17 protein-coding genes are annotated in these 20969 nt (G+C 63.4%); 14 read left to right on the top strand and 3 right to left on the bottom strand.

The features are described 5' to 3' along the window. From Y703_RS18190 to Y703_RS0105680, 3 genes are all read left to right on the top strand, one after another. Nucleotides 1-864, top strand: an 864-nt coding sequence (locus tag Y703_RS18190; RefSeq protein ID WP_035763995.1) for a trans-sulfuration enzyme family protein, incomplete at its 5' end; no start/stop codon positions are given. Between the two features lie 9 nt (nucleotides 865-873). After that, on the top strand, nucleotides 874-1197 hold the full coding sequence (locus Y703_RS0105685; protein ID WP_026551940.1) for a DUF2516 family protein: 324 nt from the start codon (nucleotides 874-876) through the stop codon (nucleotides 1195-1197). A gap of 73 nt (nucleotides 1198-1270) precedes the next feature. Continuing rightward, on the top strand, nucleotides 1271-2020 hold the full coding sequence (locus Y703_RS0105680) for a phosphoglyceromutase (protein WP_026551939.1): 750 nt from the start codon (nucleotides 1271-1273) through the stop codon (nucleotides 2018-2020). A gap of 66 nt (nucleotides 2021-2086) precedes the next feature. Here the strand turns inward: Y703_RS0105680 and phoU are convergent, their stop codons facing one another. Continuing rightward, nucleotides 2087-2746: a phosphate signaling complex protein PhoU gene (phoU, locus tag Y703_RS0105675; RefSeq protein WP_026551938.1), complete on the bottom strand. Its 660-nt coding sequence runs from the start codon at nucleotides 2744-2746 to the stop codon at nucleotides 2087-2089. 172 nt (nucleotides 2747-2918) lie between these two features. Between phoU and Y703_RS0105670 the strand changes: the two genes are divergently transcribed. Both Y703_RS0105670 and Y703_RS0105665 read left to right on the top strand, forming a co-directional pair. Further along, a complete protein-coding gene (locus tag Y703_RS0105670; protein ID WP_026551937.1) occupies nucleotides 2919-4124 on the top strand; it encodes a sensor histidine kinase in 1206 nt (401 codons plus the stop codon). Then, nucleotides 4121-4801 (top strand): response regulator transcription factor, encoded by a 681-nt coding sequence (locus Y703_RS0105665; RefSeq protein ID WP_026551936.1) that lies wholly within the window; start codon nucleotides 4121-4123, stop codon nucleotides 4799-4801. The genes Y703_RS0105670 and Y703_RS0105665 overlap by 4 nt, the downstream gene beginning before the upstream one ends. Before the next feature lie 3 nt (nucleotides 4802-4804). Here Y703_RS0105665 and Y703_RS0105660 read toward each other — a convergent pair whose 3' ends face one another. After that, nucleotides 4805-5350, bottom strand: a complete 546-nt coding sequence (locus Y703_RS0105660; RefSeq protein ID WP_051427338.1) for a hypothetical protein — start codon at nucleotides 5348-5350, stop codon at nucleotides 4805-4807. A gap of 265 nt (nucleotides 5351-5615) precedes the next feature. Here Y703_RS0105660 and Y703_RS0105655 point away from each other — a divergent pair, with 265 nt between their 5' ends. From Y703_RS0105655 to glgX, 6 genes are all read left to right on the top strand, one after another. Then, nucleotides 5616-6098 (top strand): CarD family transcriptional regulator, encoded by a 483-nt coding sequence (locus Y703_RS0105655; protein ID WP_026551934.1) that lies wholly within the window; start codon nucleotides 5616-5618, stop codon nucleotides 6096-6098. Nucleotides 6099-6176: 78 nt separating this feature from the next. Beyond that, on the top strand, nucleotides 6177-6878 hold the full coding sequence (gene ispD, locus Y703_RS0105650) for a 2-C-methyl-D-erythritol 4-phosphate cytidylyltransferase (protein WP_026551933.1): 702 nt from the start codon (nucleotides 6177-6179) through the stop codon (nucleotides 6876-6878). A 2-nt stretch (nucleotides 6879-6880) separates the two neighbouring features. After that, nucleotides 6881-7390 carry a 2-C-methyl-D-erythritol 2,4-cyclodiphosphate synthase gene (ispF, locus tag Y703_RS0105645; protein WP_026551932.1) on the top strand — a complete coding sequence of 170 codons (510 nt, stop codon included), beginning with the start codon at nucleotides 6881-6883 and terminating at the stop codon, nucleotides 7388-7390. 33 nt (nucleotides 7391-7423) lie between these two features. After that, nucleotides 7424-8878: a cysteine--tRNA ligase gene (gene cysS, locus Y703_RS0105640; RefSeq protein WP_026551931.1), complete on the top strand. Its 1455-nt coding sequence runs from the start codon at nucleotides 7424-7426 to the stop codon at nucleotides 8876-8878. 91 nt (nucleotides 8879-8969) lie between these two features. Next, entirely contained in the window at nucleotides 8970-9956 is a 987-nt protein-coding gene (rlmB, locus tag Y703_RS0105635; RefSeq protein WP_026551930.1) for a 23S rRNA (guanosine(2251)-2'-O)-methyltransferase RlmB, read from the top strand. 22 nt (nucleotides 9957-9978) lie between these two features. Beyond that, the gene (gene glgX, locus Y703_RS0105630) at nucleotides 9979-12039 is read left to right on the top strand and encodes a glycogen debranching protein GlgX (protein ID WP_026551929.1); all 2061 of its coding nucleotides are present in this window, start codon (nucleotides 9979-9981) and stop codon (nucleotides 12037-12039) included. A gap of 104 nt (nucleotides 12040-12143) precedes the next feature. Here the strand turns inward: glgX and glgP are convergent, their stop codons facing one another. Further along, nucleotides 12144-14756, bottom strand: coding sequence for an alpha-glucan family phosphorylase (glgP, locus tag Y703_RS0105625; protein WP_026551928.1), 2613 nt, complete (start codon nucleotides 14754-14756; stop codon nucleotides 12144-12146). 217 nt (nucleotides 14757-14973) lie between these two features. Here glgP and Y703_RS0105620 point away from each other — a divergent pair, with 217 nt between their 5' ends. The 3 genes from Y703_RS0105620 to Y703_RS21410 form a co-directional block, all read left to right on the top strand. Further along, a complete protein-coding gene (locus Y703_RS0105620) occupies nucleotides 14974-16992 on the top strand; it encodes an alpha-1,4-glucan--maltose-1-phosphate maltosyltransferase (RefSeq protein ID WP_026551927.1) in 2019 nt (672 codons plus the stop codon). Continuing rightward, nucleotides 16992-18758 carry a maltose alpha-D-glucosyltransferase gene (gene treS, locus Y703_RS0105615; RefSeq protein WP_026551926.1) on the top strand — a complete coding sequence of 589 codons (1767 nt, stop codon included), beginning with the start codon at nucleotides 16992-16994 and terminating at the stop codon, nucleotides 18756-18758. Before Y703_RS0105620 ends, treS begins: the two co-directional genes overlap by 1 nt. Continuing rightward, on the top strand, nucleotides 18758-20969 hold a 2212-nt coding region (locus Y703_RS21410; RefSeq protein WP_035763993.1), incomplete at its 3' end, for a maltokinase N-terminal cap-like domain-containing protein. The genes treS and Y703_RS21410, both read left to right, overlap by 1 nt.

The following is a 20969-nucleotide window of genomic DNA, read 5'->3' as shown; positions in this document are numbered from 1 at the left end:
GTGATGCCCCGCCACGCCTACGCAGGGTCGCTCAGCCTCGCTGGCGACGAGGCATCGCGGGGCCGGTTCACTATGCTGACGGTCGACGTCGCCGATACGGACCAGGTGCTCGCTACATTGGCCGGCGCTGACCTCTTGTGGCTGGAAAGTCCGACCAACCCGATGCTCGAGGTTGCCGATCTGCTGACCATCATCAGCGCTGCGAAGGCAGCGGGTGTGACGGTGGTCGTCGACAACACCTTCAACACGCCGCTGGTTTGCCGGCCCCTTGAGCTGGGCGCCGACGTCGTTCTCCACTCGGTCACCAAGTATCTGGCCGGCCATTCCGACGTCGTGTTGGGCGCGCTCGTCACCTCCAACACCGAACTGCGGTCGAGGCTGCTCCGTCACCGCACCCTGCACGGCGCCATTGCAGGACCGTTTGAGGTGTGGCTGGCGTTGAGGGGGTTGCGCACCCTCGCCCTGAGGGTGGAGCGGTCCCAGACCAACGCCCTCTACCTGGCCCACAAGCTCAGGCTGGACCCGGCCCTGACCCGGGTCCGTTTCCCCGGCCTGCCCGACGACCCCGGCCACCAGCGCGCCGCCGACCAGCTGAACGGGTTCGGCTCCATCATCAGTATCGAGTTGGCAGACGTGGCGGCGGCCGAGGCGCTGGTCGCGGCGGTGCGAGTGTGGCTTCCCGCCACCTCGTTGGGCGGCGTCGAATCGTTGATTGAACGACGACGGCGACAGTCGGGCGAGCCGGTCACCGTGCCGGAAGCCCTGGTGCGGCTCTCCGTCGGAATCGAGAACCCCGAGGACCTGTGGGCCGATTTGGAGCAGGCACTGGCGCCGCTGCGGCCAGCCGAGCGCTCCACCCGATAAGCTGGTCTCGTGGCTATCGCTTATGGAATTCAGTATTACCTGTATCTGGCGCTCGGGTTAGTGGCGCTCGGCATTGAGATCTGGGCGCTCGCCGACTGCGTGAAGCGGCCCGCAGCGAACTTCGAGGCGACGATGAAGCGCACGAAGGGCTTCTGGACCGCGATGACCGGTGGAGCTGCCGCTGTCGGCGCGCTCACCGTGTTTGTGACGTCCACCGGCCTCTTCGGGCTGCTGCAGATCGTCGCCGTTATCGCAGCCTGCGTCTACCTCGCCGATGTGAAACCCTCAGTTGCCGAGGTCCGTGGCGGCAGTGGACCGTACGGGCCCTGGTAGCCGATACCCGGTGCCCGGTAACGCAAGCGCACCATAGATGAACCAGGTGCCGCTCATGCGGCAGACTAAAGCTATGACTTCCTACAAAGTGATCCTGCTCCGCCATGGCCAAAGTGAGTGGAACGAGAAGAACCTGTTCACCGGCTGGGTTGATGTGCCGCTCACCGAACAGGGCCGAGCCGAAGCTATTCGCGGCGGCGACCTGCTCGTCGAGGCCGGGCTCCTCCCCGACATCGTCTACACCTCCAGGCAGAAGCGTGCCATCATCACCGCCAACCTGGCGCTTGAAGCCGCTGATCGCAGCTGGATTGACGTCAAACGCCACTGGCGGCTCAACGAACGCCACTATGGCGCGCTGCAGGGCAAGGACAAGGCTCAGACTCTCGCGGAATTCGGCGAGGCCCAGTTCATGGAGTGGCGACGTTCCTACGACACGCCGCCACCACCCATCGACGACACCAGCGAGTTCTCCCAGGCCGATGACCCGCGCTACGCGGACCTCGGCGACGCGATCCCCCGGACCGAATGCCTCAAGGATGTGCTCGACCGGTTCCTGCCGTACTGGGAGTCCGACATCGCTCCCGACATCAAAGAGGGCAAGACGGTGCTGATCGCAGCGCACGGCAACTCGTTGCGCGCGCTGGTCAAGCACCTGGACGGTATCAGCGACGTCGACATCGCTTCACTCAACATTCCCACCGGCATCCCGCTGATCTATGAACTGGACGAGAACCTCCGTCCCGTCAAGGCTGGGGGCACCTACCTCGACGCCGACGCCGCGGCGGCGGCAATCGAAGCCGTGGCCAATCAGGGCAAGCACTAACCAGATAGCCAACGACGACGGCCGGCCCCGCGAGGGGGCCGGCCGCCTTTGCCTGCTGTCGTGAAGTTAGTTCAGTGGCGCACTGGGCTGCCATTCGCCGGTCACCAGGTAGGTGACCTTGCGGGCCACCGAGACGCCGTGGTCGGCGAAGCGCTCGAAGTAGCGGCTGGCCAGCGTGACGTCAACGGTGATGGGAGCCGAAACGTCCCATTCGGGAGACGCGATCGCCTTGAACACGCCGGCGTGCAGCTCGTTGATTCGTGCGTTGTGCGCGTAGATCTCGTTGCTCAGCTGAAGGTTGCGGGTCTCCAGAAGCTCCTTCACCTTCGTGGCGATCAACTTGTCCAGCTCGGCCATTTCCTCGAAGGTAGGCCGGATGGCTGCGGGAAGCACATGCTCCGGGTACCGCAGCCGGGCGAGCTGGGCGACGTGGCGGGCCAGGTCCCCCATTCGTTCCAACGAGGCGCTCATCCGGAGCGCCCCAACGATCATGCGCAGGTCGCTGGCGACCGGGCCCTGAAGAGCGAGAATGTCGATGGCGCGCTCGTCGAGGTCGTTCTGGAGGAAATCAATGCGTGCGTCGGCGGCAATCACATCCTGGGCAAGTTCGGTGTCAGCGGTCTCGAACGCGGTGGTCGCTTTGTCCATCGCCTCCGAAACCAGGCGTGCAATTTCGATGAGCTGTTCACCGATCTGGTGAAGCTCAGCCTGAAAAACCTTCCGCACGGGAGGCATCCTTTCGATAGAGATGACTGCGTACGTCTATGCACAGTCCCACACAGCACATTCTCAGTTGGTGATGAACTGTTATGCACCTTTGAGTGAACGTTAGTTGAACCACTTGCCTATTGCCACCGGAGCCACAGTCCGGGAGCACTGGTGCGCATAAGCTAGGCATGTGGATCCAGTTCTTCTCATTCTGATCGCCGGGCTTGTCGGTGTTGCCTTGGGCACCTTTGGCATGGCTGCTTTCCGGCTGAGCGAAATCCAGCGGCGCTCCCTTCTCTTTGTCGACGAACCGACCCTTCCGGAGGGCGCAGCCGAGGTGCTCTCGATCATCGGCCGGGCCTACGTGGTGGTTGACGCCATTGACGGCGTGGTTCGAGCCAGTCCTGCAGCGTATGCCTTCGGTCTGGTCCGTGGGCATACGGTGGTGCACGCCGAACTGCTGGAGCTGACGGCCCGGGTGCGCCGGGACGGGGTGATCGAGCAGCGGCAACTGGAGTTGCCGCGCGGGCCCCTGGGGCAGGGCACCATCATTGTGCTGGCACGCGTGGCATCGCTGGGCGAGGAATACGTTCTGATCCTTGCCGACGACCGCACCGAGATCACCCGCACCGAGGAGATCCGCAACGACTTCGTGGCAAACGTGTCCCATGAGCTCAAGACCCCGGTCGGCGCAATTTCGCTCCTCGCCGAAGCGCTTGACGATGCGGCCGAAGATGAAGAAGCCGTCCGCCGGTTCGCGCGCCGGATGCACAAGGAATCGGCCCGGCTTTCCGCCCTGGTGCAGGACATCATTGAACTGTCCCGACTGCAGGGAGCTGACGTGGTGCGGCGCGGCCGGCCGGTGAATATCAACACGGTGATCGCCGAGGCTGTGGACCGAAACCGCTTGCCGGCCGAAAGCAAACAGATCGATATTGTGGTCGGTGGCCGGATCGATGAGCCAGTCTACGGCGACCCGGACCTTTTGATGACTGCGTTCCGTAACCTGATCGACAACGCCATCCGCTATTCCCCCGAGGGTACCCGGGTGGGGGTGGGGCTCCGATCCCGCGACGGACTCGCGCAGATTTCGGTGACCGATCAGGGGATCGGGATCACCGCCGAAGAGCAGGAGCGAGTGTTCGAGCGGTTCTACCGAATCGACGCCGCCAGGTCCCGCCAGACCGGTGGCACAGGGCTCGGGCTGAGCATCGTCAAGCACGTAGTTTCGAATCACGGCGGAGAAGTGACTGTGTGGTCTCAACACGGTCAGGGCAGTACCTTCACCGTCCGGTTGCCGGAGATGGAGCCCGACGCAGAGTCTTCCGAGGATCGGGCCGTGACCCGTGACAAGCAGGGCGGAACTTCCGCCCATGAACAAGGAGTGAGCGTTTGACCCGCATCCTGATCGTGGAGGACGAAGAATCCTTCAGTGACCCACTGTCCTATCTGCTGGGCAGGGAGGGTTTCGAGGTGGCGGTGGTGGGTGACGGCGTCGAGGCCATTCTGGAGTTCGACCGTGCCGGCGCTGACCTGGTGCTCCTGGACCTGCAGCTTCCAGGGCAATCCGGCACGGAGGTATGCAGGCAACTGCGCCAGCGCTCAAGTGTTCCGGTCATCATGCTGACCGCCAAGGACTCCGAGATTGACAAGGTGGTTGGTCTGGAGCTCGGCGCTGACGACTACGTCACCAAACCGTATTCCTCGCGGGAACTGGTGGCCCGCATCCGTGCTGTGCTGAGGCGGCAGGCTGAACCCGAGGAGCTGATCTCCAGCACAGTGCAGTCGGGCCCCGTGCGGATGGATATTGAACGGCACACTGTCAGCGTGAATGGGGAACCTGTGGCGATGCCGCTCAAGGAGTTCGAGCTGCTGGAAATGCTCCTGCGCAATGCTGGGCGGGTGCTAACCCGGGGGCAGCTCATTGACCGGGTCTGGGGATCGGACTATGTGGGAGACACGAAGACGCTTGACGTGCACGTCAAGCGTCTTCGCGGGAAGATTGAAACTGACCCATCCAACCCAAGCCATTTGGTGACCGTGCGCGGCCTGGGCTACAAATACGAGTCCTGAGGCTTACTCTTCCTCTTCGCCAATTTCCTCTGGTGTTGGGGTGGGATCGGGGGTGAAGCCGCCCGGCACGTACTCGCGATATTCCTCAAGGGTTCCGTCAAGCACTGGAACCCGCAGTTCGACCGTCTCGGAGTTGACCACGAAGTTGAGGTCAACGAGTGCGCCGGGAATCTCGCTGACGCCTTCAAGAATCCCATCGTCAGTGGTTTCGTCTTCGAAGACCCATTTTCCCTCGGCTGGAACGGTGATGTCTGCAGAGGAATTCTCACCCTCGATGGTCAACTGCACCGCCGAGTCGGAGGGGTTGAACACCGTTCCAAGGATGGTGCCGGGCTCACCCTCTCCCGAGGTGATGACCATGACGTTGCGCAGCTCCAGGGGACCAGCCTCCGCAACAATCCCATCGGACGCCGCGTACTGAATGGTGGTGGCCTGTTCGCTGGTCACGCTGCAACCGGTGGCACCAAGGACAGCGACCAGGGCCGCACCGGCAGCCAGGCTCCGCTTTGCCCGGGTGTGCTGCAGGGGATTGATTCGGTCACTCTTCACAGCGCAAACTCCTACGGTGTTCGATCAGCTCGGGGGAACTGCAAGTTGAAACTTTCCCTACAGCCTAGCGGGAAAAATGGCCCGGTGATGGAGAGCTACAGCTCGTGAAGAACACTTTTGAAGCGATGTGAATCACTTAAAGCCTCATCCGTCAAGGGGCGAATGATAGCCAATGCTGGCTACAAGTCCCGGCTGACCTGCGAAAACACGCCTTCGGCGTGTCGAATACGTGATAAACTGATCTGCGGGAAAGGGGAAAGTCCACATGGTTTTTGAGGTCGGCGAAACAGTAGTTTATCCTCACCACGGCGCGGCAAAGATTGAAGAGATCAAGATGCGCGTCGTCAAGGGCGAAGAGAAAATGTATCTCAAGCTCAAGGTGGCTCAGGGTGATCTAACCATTGAAGTTCCAGCAGAAAACGTTGACCTCGTTGGGGTGCGCGATGTAGTGGGCAAGGAAGGACTCCAGCACGTCTTTGACGTGTTGCGGGCCGAGTTCACTGAAGAGCCAACCAACTGGTCGCGCCGCTACAAGGCAAACCTTGAAAAGCTTGCTTCGGGTGACGTGATCAAGGTCGCGGAGGTAGTCCGCGACCTGTGGCGCCGTGATCATGACCGCGGGTTGTCCGCAGGAGAGAAGAGGATGCTCGCCAAGGCGCGGCAAATTCTGATCTCCGAGCTGGCGCTCGCAGAGAAGACCGACGAAGAGAAGGCAGCAAGCGTTCTCGACGAGGTGTTGGCTTCCTAGATTGAAGAGGGACCGCCCGGGTGGGCGGTCCCTCTTTCTTGTCTGACGTAGGGTAATCAGGTGTCAGGAACCAGTTCTGTGTCGGAACCCAGCGAACCCCGGGTTGGGGTCATCATCGTCGCTGGTGGTGCGGGCCAGAGGCTGGGCCACGGCATTCCGAAGGCTCAGGTGCACGTCGCGGGCCGTAGTATCCTCCACCGTGCAGTGCAGGGTGTTCTCGACGCCGGGATCGCCGCCGAAATCTGTGTGGTGGTCCCCGCCGGTGACACTGCCCTCAGGGCTACCATCACCGGTATGACACCCGATGTTCCCGTGCGGGTGGTGGACGGCGGGGCAGCCCGGCCAGATTCGGTGGCAGCCGGTCTCGCCGCACTCTCACCCGGTACGGCCCTGGTCCTGGTGCACGACGCCGCCCGCGCCCTCACCCCGCCGGAAGTCTTCCGGCGGGTGGTTGCTGCGCTCCGTTCAGGGGCTGAAGCAGTAATACCCGTCATCCCAGTGGTGGACACCATCAAGACTGTCGACGACGGTCTGGTCATTGCGACGCCAGCGCGGGACACGCTGCGGGCGGTCCAGACCCCCCAGGGATTCAACCTGGCAACCCTTCGCCGCGCCCACCAAGCCCAGGGTGCAGCAGTGACCGACGATGCCACGCTGATGGAGCGCCTTGGCATCCCAGTGCAGGTGGTTGAAGGCGCCGATGCCGCGTTCAAAGTCACCACCGCCCAGGACCTGCAACTCGCTGAGATTCTGGCCCAGACCATGAAAGATAAGGCGTAGCCATGAATCTCCCGCGCACCGGCATCGGCGTGGACGTGCACGCGTTCGCCCCCGCTGACACCCCGCGGCCCCTCTGGCTCGCAGGCCTGTTCTGGGACGGCGAGCGCGGCTTGAGCGGACATTCCGACGGCGACGCAGTGGCTCACGCCGCCGCCGACGCACTCTTCTCTGCCGCGGGGGTGGGCGACCTCGGTACCCACTTCGGTACCGACCGGCCGGAGTTTGCTGGAGCGTCTGGGGTGGCGCTGCTGAGCGAAGCGGCACGGATTGTGCGCAGCGCTGGATACGAGATCGGGAACGTGGCGGTGCAACTGGTGGGCAACCGTCCCAAATTTGCGCCCCGTCGGGCAGAGGCGGAAGCAGTACTGACGGCTGCGGCCGGCGCACCGGTCAGCGTGTCAGCGACAACTACCGACGGGCTCGGATTCACCGGGAACGGTGAGGGTGTCGCAGCCGTGGCGACCGCCGTCGTCCTGCAGATCAGGGAGCCGGGAGAACTCGCCGCCGAATGAAGCCAGACCACTGCGACCAGCTAATCTGGAGCGGTGAGCCTGAGATTCTATGACACCGCGACCGCGCAGATCCGCGACTTCGTCCCCATCAAAGAGGGGGAAGTGGGGCTGTACTATTGCGGCGCCACGGTGCAGGGCATGCCCCACGTGGGTCACATCCGATCGGCGATCGCCTTCGATCAGCTCATCCGCTGGCTGAAATCCAGCGGCTACCGGGTCACAACGGTCCGCAACGTCACTGACATTGATGACAAGATCCTGGCTCGCGCGAAGGAATCAGAGCACGACGACGCCGTCCCACGCCAGCTGCGTGGCGAACAGTGGTGGGCGCTCGCCTACCGGTATGAACTCGAATTTCAGCGGGCGTATGACACCCTCGGGGTCCTTCGCCCGACCTATGAGCCCCGCGCCACCGGCCATATCCCCGAGATGCACTCATTGATTCAGCTCCTGATCGACCGGGGGCACGCCTATCCGGCGAATGACGACTCGGGCGACGTGTACTTCGATGTCCGCTCGTGGAAGGGGTACGGATCGCTGACCCGGCAGAACATTGACGACATGCAGAGCGCCGCCGATGTCGAGCCCGAGTTCAGCAGCAGGAAGCGGGACCCGCGTGACTTCGCGCTCTGGAAAGGGTGGAAGGACGGCGAGCCTGAAACCGCCGCATGGTCCAGCCCGTGGGGGGCCGGACGGCCGGGCTGGCACCTGGAATGCTCGGCGATGGTGACCAAGTATCTCGGCACCGAGTTCGACATCCACGGTGGCGGCCTGGACCTGAGATTCCCGCATCACGAGAACGAAATGGCTCAGTCGCAGGCCGCCGGGCATCCGTTTGCCCGGTACTGGATGCATAACGGCATGGTCACCTTCGAGGGCGAAAAGATGTCCAAATCGATCGGTAATACGGTGAGCCCCGCCCAGATGCTCACACTAGCCAGCCCCCGCGTGGTCAGGTATTACCTTGGGCAGGCGCATTACCGGTCGGTGCTTGACTACCGCCCCACTTCCCTGCAGGAGGCGGCCGCCGCCGTCGAACGGATCGACGGCTTCCTGGCGAAAGCCGCCGCCCGGGAATTCCCGAACGGGAACAGGTTCATTGCGCAGCCGCCCCCGCCGGCATTCGTGGAAGCGATGAATGACGACCTCAACGTGCCGCAAGCCCTCGCGGCACTGCACGACACGGTGCGCGCCGGCAACACCGCGCTGGCCGCCGGGGACAGCGAAACCACCACGAAGGCGTACCAGGACGTGATGACAATGACCATGGTGCTCGGACTCGACGATGTCGAAGACCCCAGCAAGGGCACCCGCAGCCCGGAATACGTCGCGCTGGACACGCTCATCGCTTCGCAACTGCACCAGCGCACTATCGCACGTCAAACCAAAGACTGGGCGCAGGCTGACGCCATCAGAAATGCGCTCACCAGCGCCGGCATCGTCATTGAAGACACCGCCGACGGCGCCTCGTGGAGTCTGAAAGGCTGAACTTTCACCCGCTCGCGAGACGTCGGTGAAGTCAGCTGCCGTACCCGCGTAAACTGAGGTGACCAATCTTCTACCCAAAGGTGTTTTCCCCATGGCCACTCACGGACGTCCCGGCGCTGTGCGCAAGAGTAAAAAGGGCCCCTCGGGCGGAACAGGAGGCCTTGGACGCAAGGCACTGGAGGGTAAAGGTCCTACCCCGAAGGCCGAGGATCGCCCGTATCACAAGGCGCACAAGAGCAAGCAGCTTGCCGAGCGCTCTGCCGCCAAGCACTCGGGCACCCGCAACCCCGGCTCCTCCCGCAACACCCGAGGCAAGGGTGCTGAGGAAATGGTCACCGGCCGCAACGCGGTGGTCGAGTCGCTCCGCGCCGGCATTCCGGCCAAGGCCCTGCACGTGGCAATCCGCATCGAAATGGACGAGCGCGTCCGCGAATCGCTGAAGCTCGCCACCGAACGCGGTATCCCGCTGATGGAGACCGGCAAAACCGAACTGGATCGCATGGCCGACGGCTCGGTCCATCAGGGCATCATGCTTCAGATTCCGCCCTACGAGTACGCTGACGCTGTGGACCTCGCTACCGAGACCATCCAGAAATGGAAAAAGGGCCACATCAACAACGCGCCGTTGTTTGTCGCTCTGGACGGCATCACCGATCCTCGCAACCTCGGCGCGATCATTCGCTCCCTCTCAGCATTCAGCGGCCACGGCGTGATTGTCCCGGAGCGCCGTTCAGTAGGGATGACCGCTTCAGCCTGGAAGACCAGCGCCGGTGCGGCAGTGCGGGTGCCAGTGGCGAAGGCCGGAAATCTGAACTCCACCCTGAAGTCCCTTAAGGACAAGGGCATCTTTGTGCTGGGCCTCGACGGTGACGGCGACGTTTCCCTTCCGGACCTGACTCTCGGCCGTGAGCCGGTCTGCCTCGTGGTCGGTTCCGAGGGCAAAGGGCTGTCCCGGCTGGTCCGCGAGAACTGCGACCAGATTGTCTCAATCCCGATCGACTCGGCGATGGAATCGCTGAATGCCTCAATGGCAGTGGGGATCAGCCTGTACGAGATCTCGGGCCAGCGCTCGGCCTAACCGGCGCGCTGAAACACTTCCCATGAGCGTCTCCCTCGAACTCAGTCCGCCGTCCAGCGAGTTCCCACTGGGCGTGCACCCGTCCCGTGCCCTGCGCAGCCTGAACGTTGCCGTCTACGCACCCGGCGTGTCAGCGCTGGCAGTGCATTTCCAGGCGCAGGACGGCACCTGGCAGTCCACCGCCCTGTCTGATTACACCGACGGTGTCCACCACGGTGTGGTGGACGGGCTTGCAGACTCGGCGCGTTACGGGTTCTGGCCGGTGGGGACTGCGCTGCCGGAAAAAAACCAGTTGCTCCTCGATCCCTATGCCCGAGGGGTCGACACGGTAAATTCCGATGCGGGGCCAGTCTACTGGTCGGTCTACGTTGATGACGGTGGATTCGACTGGGGCGCCACAGCGCCTCCCCGCACTCACTGGCGGGACACTGTGGTGTACGAAGCGCATGTCAAGGGACTGACCCAGCTGCACCCCGACATCCCGGTCGAGCTGCGGGGCACCTACGCCGGGCTGGCGCACCCGGTGATGGTCGGCTACCTCAAAGACCTGGGCATCACCGCAGTGGAACTGTTGCCCATCCACTTCCACATTGACGAACCCCACCTTGGCCCCCTGGGACTCACCAACTATTGGGGCTACAACACCCTCGGATACTTTGCCCCGCACCCTGGCTACGCAACCGAGGCGGCACGCGCTGCCGGCCCCAAGGCCGTCCAGGACGAGTTCAAGGGCATGGTGAAGCTGCTCCACGAGGCGGGGCTCGAGGTCCTCCTCGACGTCGTGTACAACCACACAGCCGAGGGCCCGCCGGACCTCCCTGCCCTGAGCTGGCGAGGTCTGGGCGACGAAGAGTACTACCGGCACGGAGACAACGGCCGCTACCTCGACACCACCGGCTGCGGGAACACGATGAACTTCGCGCACCCACGGGTGATCGCTTTGGCCCTGGATTCACTGCGGTACTGGGTGGAAGAATTCCAGGTGGACGGCTTCCGGTTCGATCTGGCGGTTTCCATGGCCCGGGATGAGAACCACACTTTCAGCCCGCGTCATCCGTTTCTCGTCGCCGCCGGAGCCGACGGCGCGTTACGCGGCGTCAAACTCATCGCCGAACCCTGGGATATTGGCATGGGCGGCTGGCAGACCGGGAACTTCCCGCAGGGCTGGGCCGACTGGAACGACGGCTTTCGCGACACCGTGCGAGACTTTTGGCTCACCGACCAGGCCAGCCTCGCGGCGGGTGCGGGAGCTGGATCCGTGGCACGACTGGCCGGGTGCCTGAGCGGGTCGGCCGAGGTCTTCGGACCCTCGGGGCGCACCTCGATCTCAAGCATCAATCTGATTACTGCCCACGACGGGTTCACGCTGGCCGATCTCACCTCCTACAGCCGCAAACACAATGAGGCCAATGGTGAGCAGAACCGCGATGGTCACAACGACAATCGCAGCTACAACCACGGCATGGAGGGCCCGACAGACCAGGAGGGCATTGCCGCAGCGCGGTCACAAACCTCCCGCAACCTGATGGCAACCCTCCTGCTCTCGCTGGGGGTTCCCATGATCACCGCTGGTGACGAGTTCGGGCGGTCGCAGCGGGGCAACAACAACGCCTACTGCCAGGACAACTCCCTCACCTGGCTGCACTGGGACCACGACGACGACGCTCGCTACCTCCTCGGGCACACCCGCTCCCTGCTCAGGATCAGGCGGGAGTTTCTCGCGCATCAGCCCCACGGCTACCCTGCCCGGGATGATAGCTCCTACCTGCACTGGTTCAACCCGGCGGGCACCCCCATGACCCAGGACCAGTGGACCGCTCCCGGTTCGAGGACCGTTCAACTGCTCCTCGGGTCACCCGACGGCATCCTCGATGGCCTGGTAGTTATCAACGGCAGCGCTCACGACGAAAAGATCATCCTGCCGGGGCGGGACGCACTGAAGGACAGCTCTCTACCCTCGATCACAAGGTTCGAGCTGCGCTACACCACCGCAACCGATCAGGACCGAAGGCGCGGGGCGCGGGTCGGGTCGGGTGAGGCCGACGTCGTGCCCGCCAACTCGATCAGCGTGTACCGGGTCTAGCAGCTCGCGCAAAAACGGCAGGTACCCCAGGAAACTCTGGTGCACCTGCCGCTGATGCTACGCAGGCGGTGAGCCTGCTAGCTGTGAGTATTCAGCCGGGGCTGTTACGCGTTCGCGACCAAGCCGAGTTCGGACTTCGACGCCAGGCTGACGTGCTTGGGAAGCACCCGTACGGTGTACCCGAAGGCCCCTGAGTGGTCGATCGTGACTCCGCCGGAGAACAGGTAGCGCCCAGCACCGAGGTTGTCGGACACCTCGAGATCGGACAGTGCCACGTCGCTGAGCTCGTCACTCTCGGAGGCACGCCCGTACGCCACCTCGACGGCGACGTCCTCGGGTGACAGGGCCCCGAGTGACACGTAGGCGTTGACCGTCAAGGAATCGCCGATTTGGGGGTCCTCAGCCACTCCGATCGAATCGACGTGCTCCACCTGCACTGCCGACCACCCGTCATTGATGCGCGAACGCCAGGCGGCGGTGTGCTTGGCTGCCGAGTAGTCAGATTCGGCGGCCAGGCAGCCAGCGCGCCAGGCGGGCTGGTACAGGTGGCTGACGTAGTCCTGCAGCATCCGCTCTGCCGAGACTGCCGGGCCGAGGTTCGCCATCGTGTGCTTGATCATTGCCACCCACTGGTGTGGGACACCGTCGTGGGAGGGCTCCGACGGGCCGGCGGCGCCGGCTCCCTCGGAGCGCACTGTGCTGTAGAAGCGGGGAGCCACCTGCTCCTCGAGCAGGTCATACAACGCCGAAGCCTCAATGTCGTCGCGTTCCTCGGGGGAGGCATCATTGTTGGCAGTGGGGATGGCCCAGCCGTTGTCGCCGTCGTACATTTCATCCCACCAGCCGTCCAGCACCGACAGGTTGAGGCCACCGTTGATGGCCGACTTCATGCCGGAGGTGCCGCACGCCTCGAGCGGGCGCAGCGGGTTGTTCAGCCAGACGTCACAGCCGGGGAAGAGGGTGCGGGCCATCGCGATGTCGTAGTTGGGCAGGAACACGATCCGGTGGCGTACCTCCGGGTCGTCGGTGAACCTGACCAGGTCCTGGATCATCCGCTTGCCCTGCTCATCGGCCGGGTGGGACTTGCCGGCGATAACCAGCTGGATGGGGTTGTCCGGATGAAGCAGCAGCGCCTTCAGCCGGGCCGGGTCCCTCAGCATCAGGGTCAACCGCTTGTAGGTGGGTACCCGTCGGGCGAAGCCGATGGTCAAAATGTCGGGATCCAGCACATTATTGGTCCACGCGAGCTCAGCATCCGCGGCCCCACGCTTCTTCCAGGAGGAGCGCAGCCGCTGCCGCACGTCATCGATCAGGTTGGACCTGAGCCTGCGGCGGAGAGCCCAGATATCTGAATCCTCGACGTCGTACACCTGTGACCACTTCGGGTCCAGCACTGACTCGGCGCCGAAGCGTTCTTTGGCGAAGTCAGCGATGAGCGGGTCAACCCAGGTGGGTACATGAACGCCGTTGGTGACCGACGAGATGGGAACCTCGCTGGTGTCGAACCCCGGCCACAGCCCTGAGAACATGCCCCGGGACACGACGCCGTGCAGTTTGGCGACGCCGTTGGCGCGCTGTGCCAGCCGCAGACCCATGACCGCCATGTTGAACTTGTTCGGATCGCCAGCCTCGTAGTTTTCGGCGCCGAGGGTGAGGACCTTGGCGGTAGGCACCGACGGTGCCAGGCCAGCGTCGAAGAAGTGCTCGATCTGGGATTTCTCGAACCGGTCGATTCCCGCGGGAACGGGTGTGTGGGTGGTGAACACTGTGCAGGAGCGGCCAGCAGTGAGCGCTTCCTCCCAGCTCATCGGCGAGGGGCTGGACGGATCCATCAGCTCGCGGATCCGCTCGATGCCCAGGAATCCGGCGTGGCCTTCGTTGGTGTGGAACACCTCAGGTGCCGGGGTCCCCGTCAGACGTTCAAAGATGCGCAGCGCCTTGACGCCGCCCATTCCCAACAGCAGTTCCTGCTGCAGGCGCTGGTCGCCGCCGCCGCCATAGAGCCGGTCGGTGACGTTGCGGGCAGCCTCGTCATTACCGGCGACGTTGGAATCCAGAAGGAGGAGGGGGACGCGGCCGACGTCGGCCCGCCAGATGTGAGCGATCAGCTGGCGCCCGGCGGGGAGGGGAAGAATCACCTTCGCTGGGGTGCCGTCCTCCTCGCGAAGCAGAGTCAACGGAAGCCCGTCCGGATCGAGGACCGGGTAGGTTTCCTGCTGCCAGGCGTCACGGGACAGGGACTGCATGAAGTAGCCGGCCTGGTAGAGGAGGCCAACTCCGATCAGCGGGACGCCGAGGTCGGAGGCCGCCTTGAGGTGGTCGCCAGCGAGGATGCCGAGGCCTCCCGAATACTGGGGGAGGACGGCGCTGATGCCGTACTCGGGAGAGAAATAGGCGATCGACCGGGGAGCGTCAGCGCCCAGAGACTGATACCAGCGGGGTTCCGTGAGATACCGGTCCAGGTCACTGCCCAGCTCTGCGATCCGGGCGACGAGACGCTCGTTGTCGGCGAGCTGGCTGAGCTGCTCCCGGGTCACCGACCCGAGAAAGGCCACCGGGTCCTGGCCGCTGGCCTCCCACGCCTCCGGATCAAGATCGTGGAACAGGCGGGTGGTCGGGAGGTGCCACGACCAGCGCAGGTTGCCTGCCAGCTTGCCCAAGGGGGCGATGCTTTCAGGGAGGACGGTACGGACTGTAAATCTGCGGATTGCCTTCACCCGAAAAAGGCTAGCGCATTTTCGTCCGCGAGGGTCTGCCCACGCCCGCCGATGAGAGCAAGTGAGAGTAAACGCTTGCGTTGAGGCTCTATACGAGTGCTAATTGCTCGGATGTTACGCCCGCGAGCCTTAGCAATCTCGGCAAATACTCGCTAACGTCTAACGTGTGACGACTCCAGTAAAGCCACCACGTAAGGGACGCACCGCCAGGAAGCCGATAGACAGGGCTGATCTGCGGTTCGGACGAATTCCAATTACCAATATCTCGCCAGTGGTCGACGGCGGCGCCTTCCCCTCCAAGGCGATCCCCGGATCCGATATTGCGGTCGGCGCGACAGTCTTCCGCGAGGGGCACGACCAGCTCGGAGTATCAGCTGTGCTGCACTCCGCCAAGGGCAAAGAGATCCAGCGGGTGCGGCTGGCGCCCGTCGGCCAAGGGCTTGACCGCTATGCTGGCCTGCTTCGCCCGCCAACTGTTGGCGCTTACACCTTCGTTATTGAAGGCTGGGGCGACCTCTATGGCACCTGGCACCACAACGCTGAGGTGAAAATCGCGGCCGGGGTCGACGTCGAACTGATGCTTGACGAAGGTGCGGCCCTGTTCACGAACGCTGCCACAACGCGTTCGCGCAAAGACGCTGTGGTGTTCACCGAAGCCGCGCGTATCCTCTCCAACACTGAGCTTCCGGTTTTTGAGCGCCTCGCTGCCGGTGAGTCAGCGGCTATTCGGGCTGCCATCGCGCGGGAGCCACTCCGCGATCTGGTGACCGTCTCCCAGCCCTACCGGATTCAGGTGGAACGAGAACTTGCAGGGCGCGCTGCCTGGTACGAGTTTTTTCCCCGGTCCGAAGGCGCCAGCTATGACCCGGCCTCCGCTGCGTGGACCTCCGGAAACTTCGTCACTGCCGCAGACCGGCTGCCGGCGGTTGCTGACATGGGGTTCGACGTCGTCTACCTGCCGCCGATTCACCCCATCGGGCGGACCCACCGCAAGGGACCCAACAACACGCTGACGGCGGGCCCCGAAGATCCCGGATCACCCTGGGCCATCGGCGCCGCTGAGGGCGGCCACGATGCGATCCACCCGGATCTTGGCACCTTCGACGACTTTGATGCTTTTGTGGCGCATGCCAATGAGCTGCACCTGGAAGTTGCTCTGGATCTTGCACTGCAGGCGTCACCGGACCACCCCTGGGTTACTTCAAACCCCGAATGGTTCACCACCCGGGTGGACGGGTCCATCGCCTATGCCGAGAATCCGCCCAAGAAGTATCAGGACATTTACCCGATCAACTTTGACAACGATCCAAATGGCCTCTCACAGGAGGTGCTCAGGATTGTGCTGCTGTGGATCAGCCACGGGGTGAAGATCTTCCGGGTGGATAATCCGCACACCAAACCGGTCGTGTTCTGGGAATGGCTCATCGGTGAAGTTAATGCGAAGCACCCCGACGTCGTGTTCCTTGCCGAGGCATTTACCCGTCCACCGATGATGCACGCACTGGGTCGTGCAGGATTTCAGCAGTCCTACACGTACTTCACCTGGCGGAACACCAAGACTGAACTCGAAGAGTACTTCACCGAGGTCAGCAAGGTCAGTGCGCCATATTTCCGGCCCAACTTCTTCGTAAACACCCCAGATATCCTCACCGAGTTTCTCCAGTACGGTGGACCGGCGGGATTCAAGATCCGGGCGGTGCTTGCTGCGATGGCCAGTCCGCTCTGGGGCGTCTACTCGGGCTACGAGCTGTATGAGCACGTCGCCCGCCCAGGCGCTGAGGAGTCGATCGACAACGAGAAGTTCGAGTATCGTCCCCGCGACTTCAAACGTGCCGAGGCCGAAGGCCGGAGCCTGGCTCCGTATCTGACCAGGCTCAACCACATCCGCCGGGACCACCCGGCCCTGGGTGATCTTGAGAACCTCTCCCTGCACCAGAGCTCGGACTCGGACACTCTTGTGTTCTCCAAACACAAGGAGAATGTCGGCGGTGACCCCGCCGCTAAGGACACGATCATCGTGGTGGTGAACCTCGACCCCCACGGGGCGAGGGAAAGCACAGTCTCCCTGAATCTCGAGGCACTGGCGCTAGACCCCGAGGACTGCAATGAGGACGGCACCTTCTGGGTGGACGATCTCATCACCGGCCAGAGTTGGGTCTGGGGCACCCACAACTACGTCAGGCTGGACCCGCATGTGGAACCAGCACACATTCTTCACCTCAGGAGGAAGCCCTAGTGGCCAACCCGTATCAACTCAACGCACCCGGTCTCGCGCACGACCCACACTGGTACCGCAAGGCTGTATTCTACGAAGTTCTGGTGCGCGGGTTCGCCGATGCGAATGGCGATGGCTCGGGTGATTTCTCCGGCTTGATCGACAAACTGGACTACCTCCAGTGGCTCGGCGTTGACTGCCTGTGGCTTCCCCCGTTCTTCAAGTCACCGCTACGTGACGGTGGCTACGACATTTCCGATTATTACAACGTCCTGGACGAGTTCGGCACCATCAGCGACTTCAAGCGCCTTGTCGCCGAAGCGCACGCCCGCGGGGTCCGCGTCATTATCGACCTTCCGCTGAACCACACCTCGGACAAGCATCACTGGTTCGAGGAATCCCGCAACGACCCGGACGGACCCTACGGCGACTTCTACGTCTGGAGCGACACCGACGAGAAGTACGAAGATGCCCGGATCATTTTCGTTGACACCGAAGAGTCCAACTGGACTTTCGACCCGGTGCGTCGGCAGTTCTTCTGGCACCGTTTCTTCTCCCACCAGCCAGACCTGAATTTCGAGAATCCGAAGGTCATTGAAGCGCTTTTCGACGTCGTGAAGTTCTGGCTGGACCAGGGCATTGACGGGTTCCGCGCGGACGCCATTCCTTATCTCTTCGAAGAGGAGGGGACCAACAGCGAGAACCTGCCGCAGACGCACGCGTTCCTCAAGGACCTGCGCGCCATGGTGGACGAAAACTACCCGGGACGCATCATCGTCGCGGAGGCGAATCAGCTCCCCGAGGAAGTTGTCGAGTACTTCGGCGACGCCGACGGGCCGGAATGCCACATGTGCTTCCATTTTCCGATCATGCCCAAGCTGTTCTACGCCCTGCGCGACCAAAAAGCCGGGCCGATCATCGAAACCATGGCCGAAACGCCTAGTATCCCGCTGGGTGCCCAGTGGGGCACCTTCCTGCGGAATCATGATGAGCTCACGCTTGAGATGGTGACCAACGAGGAACGCGAAGCGATGCTCGGCTGGTACGCTCCGGATTCGAGGATGCGCGCAAACGTGGGTATCCGCCGTCGGCTGTCGCCACTGCTCGATAATTCACGGGCCGAAGTGGAACTGATCCACGCGCTGCTGCTGTCGCTGCCCGGTAGTCCGTTCCTTTACTACGGGGATGAGATCGGGATGGGGGATAACATTTGGCTCGAAGACCGGGACGCGTCGCGGACTCCGATGCAGTGGAACCCGGACCGCAATGCCGGGTTCTCGTCCGCCGACCCCGGAAAGCTCTACCTGCCCGTTGTGCAGTCACTGGTCTACCACTACAACCACGTCAACGTGGAGGCGCAGATGGCCAGTTCCAGTTCGCTGCTGCACTGGATGCGGCAGATGCTTTCCGTGCGACGAACACACCCGGCCTTCGGCCTGGGATCCTACCGCAATGTCCCCACCGAAGCCGAACCGGTCCTTGCGTTCATCCGCGAGGTGGAAGCTGATAATGCGGAGGGCGAGCAGCCCGAGGTGGTGCTCTGTGTGTTCAACCTGTCGCAGCACCCGGTTGCCGCACGCTTGAACCTGCCGGAGTACGCCAACCGGGGCCTCCGCGACCTCTTTGGCGGTACCCCATTCCCTGCCTTCGGCGACGATGGTGGTCTCACCCTGACATTGGGAAGCCACGACTTCTACTGGCTCCGTCTGCGGTCAGCCAGCTCCAACTCGGCGTCACCGCACACCGAAGCCCTGCCCGTTATTCAAGCCCAGGAGGCCGTAAAGTAATGCCCAAACTGACGCCGACCTTTCCAGAACTCCTTGCTTCATGGCTACCCTCACAGCGGTGGTTCCCCGCCAAAGGCCGCGAGTTTGAACTTCGAAGGGTCGGTGGAATCCAGTTGGAGGACCCAGCAGGTCAGGTGGGACTGGATGTCCACCTGATCGCCGTTGACTCCGGGCACCGGAGGGATATCGTCCAGATCCCGTTGAGTTATCGTGCGGCGCCGCTGAAGGGCGCCGACGACGCGCTGATCGGCGAGGCCGAACACTCAGAGCTGGGACACCGCTGGATCTACGACGCCACCCACGACCCCGTGTTTGTCACGGCCTGGGTTGAACTGATGCGCTCAGGCGGGGTCACCGACGACGGACGGACCACCGGTTACCCGCTGGGATCGTTCGCCACTGCCAAACCCTTCAGCAAGCCCCTTCCACTGAGTGTTCTGAAGGGGGAACAGTCCAACACCTCGGTAGTAGTGCGGACACCCGCCGGTCCCATGATCGTCAAGTTCTTCAGGGTGCTGGCGCCCGGCGAGAGCCCTGATGTCCAGGTGAGCGCCAAACTGACCGACGCCGGATCAATCGACGTGCCGACGACATTTGGGTGGGTTGTCGGCAGCTGGGAGGATACGCGCGCCAACGACGATCAGTGGGTCACCGGCCACCTCAGCGTACTTCGCGACTTCATCGACAACAGCACTGACGCCTGGCGGACCGCATCAGTCGCCGCTGCCAGCAATAGCGACTTCACCGCCGAGGCAGCTGAACTCGGCAGGGTAACCGGGCGGATCCATTCACAGCTGGCCGAGGCGTTCGGTAGCCGATCGGCGAGCGGCGCTGAACACGCCGAATTCATTGAAACCCTGGTTCAGCGCATCGAGTGGGCCTGGCAGGAAGCGCGAGACGTCGTTGGGCCGCTCGAACAGGAAGTGGCCAAAGTCGTCGAGAAGGTTCGCGGCCTGACGAGCCTCCCGGAGCTGCAGCGCATCCACGCCGACTACCACCTGGGGCAGGTGCTCAACGCTCCGGACAAGTCCTGGCTGGTCCTCGACTTCGAGGGTGAGCCGCTCCGGCCCGCCGTCGAACGCAGCGTTCCCGACGTAGTGCTGCGCGACGTCGTCGGCATGATGCGTTCGCTCGAGTACGCGGGTGCAGCAGCAGCCCATGGTAACGACGCAGCTACTGCCGGCGCCGATCAATGGACCGCCGCCGCGGGAGCCGCGTTTGCCGCCGGCTACCAGGAGCAAACCGGGACCCAGGTTGACCCAGCGGACCCTCTGTTCCTCGCACTCTGGCTGGACAAGGCTCTCTATGAGGTCGTCTACGAACTACGCAACCGCCCCGACTGGGTCGACATCCCGGTTCGAGATGTGCGCCGTGCCCTGTCCGGGACAGTCGCCTCGACGCCTCGCACGCCGTCGTCGACCTCCGCGAAGACTCCGGCGGCGGCTGGCCCCGTCGACGCCGTCGTAGCTGTGGACTCGGTCATCGCCGCGGAGACGGTAGTCAGTTCTAGCGCGGTGGCCGGAACCCACCCAGTTGCCAGCCCTCAGGGTCGGATCGAGCACCCGATTGACGTGCTGCAGTCGGTGTCCGAGGGCCGCTATCATCAGCCTCATGGGGTGCTTGGGGCGCACCTTGACGGGCATGAACTGGTGACCATTCGGACTCTGCGCCGCCTTGCAGAGCGGGTCACGGCGGTTACCGGTAGTGGGCGAACCGAGCTGGAGCACGAGCACAACGGCATCTGGGTCGGCACAGTTGACACTGAAACCGCTGGCCATGTCCCCGATTACCGGTTGGAAGTGACCTACGACGGCGAGCCACAGATCGTTGACGACCCGTACCGGTTCCTCCCGACTCTGGGCGAAATCGACATGCATCTGTTGGCGGAGGGGCGGCACGAGACACTGTGGACAGCTCTCGGCGCCCACGTTCGCCACTACACGTCGGTCCTCGGCGATATCAACGGCGTCAGTTTCTCCGTCTGGGCACCAAATGCGCAGGCTGTCCGGGTCAAGGCGGACTTCAATGGCTGGGATGGCTCGGTCAACGCGATGCGCTCGCTCGGTGCCTCAGGATTCTGGGAGATCTTCATCCCGGGCGCCGAAGCGGGATCGCGCTACAAATTTGAGATCCTCGGCGGCGACGGCCAGTGGCGCGAGAAGGCCGACCCGATGGCCCGAGGCACTGAAATCCCGCCGCTCACAGGCTCGC

The sequence above is a fragment of the Arthrobacter sp. H20 genome (assembly GCF_000520515.1).
GTDB lineage: Bacteria > Actinomycetota > Actinomycetes > Actinomycetales > Micrococcaceae > Arthrobacter_D.
This window is presented reverse-complemented; position numbering and strand designations above follow the sequence as displayed.

Excerpts from the sequence above, each read along its gene's own strand:
- Y703_RS0105680 (WP_026551939.1), top strand. The coding sequence starts at position 1,271 with ATGACTTCCTACAAAGTGATCCTGCTCCGCCATGGCCAAAGTGAGTGG.
- glgX (WP_026551929.1), top strand. The coding sequence starts at position 9,979 with ATGAGCGTCTCCCTCGAACTCAGTCCGCCGTCCAGCGAGTTCCCACTG.
- Y703_RS0105655 (WP_026551934.1), top strand. The coding sequence starts at position 5,616 with ATGGTTTTTGAGGTCGGCGAAACAGTAGTTTATCCTCACCACGGCGCG.
- ispF (WP_026551932.1), top strand. The coding sequence starts at position 6,881 with ATGAATCTCCCGCGCACCGGCATCGGCGTGGACGTGCACGCGTTCGCC.
- rlmB (WP_026551930.1), top strand. The coding sequence starts at position 8,970 with ATGGCCACTCACGGACGTCCCGGCGCTGTGCGCAAGAGTAAAAAGGGC.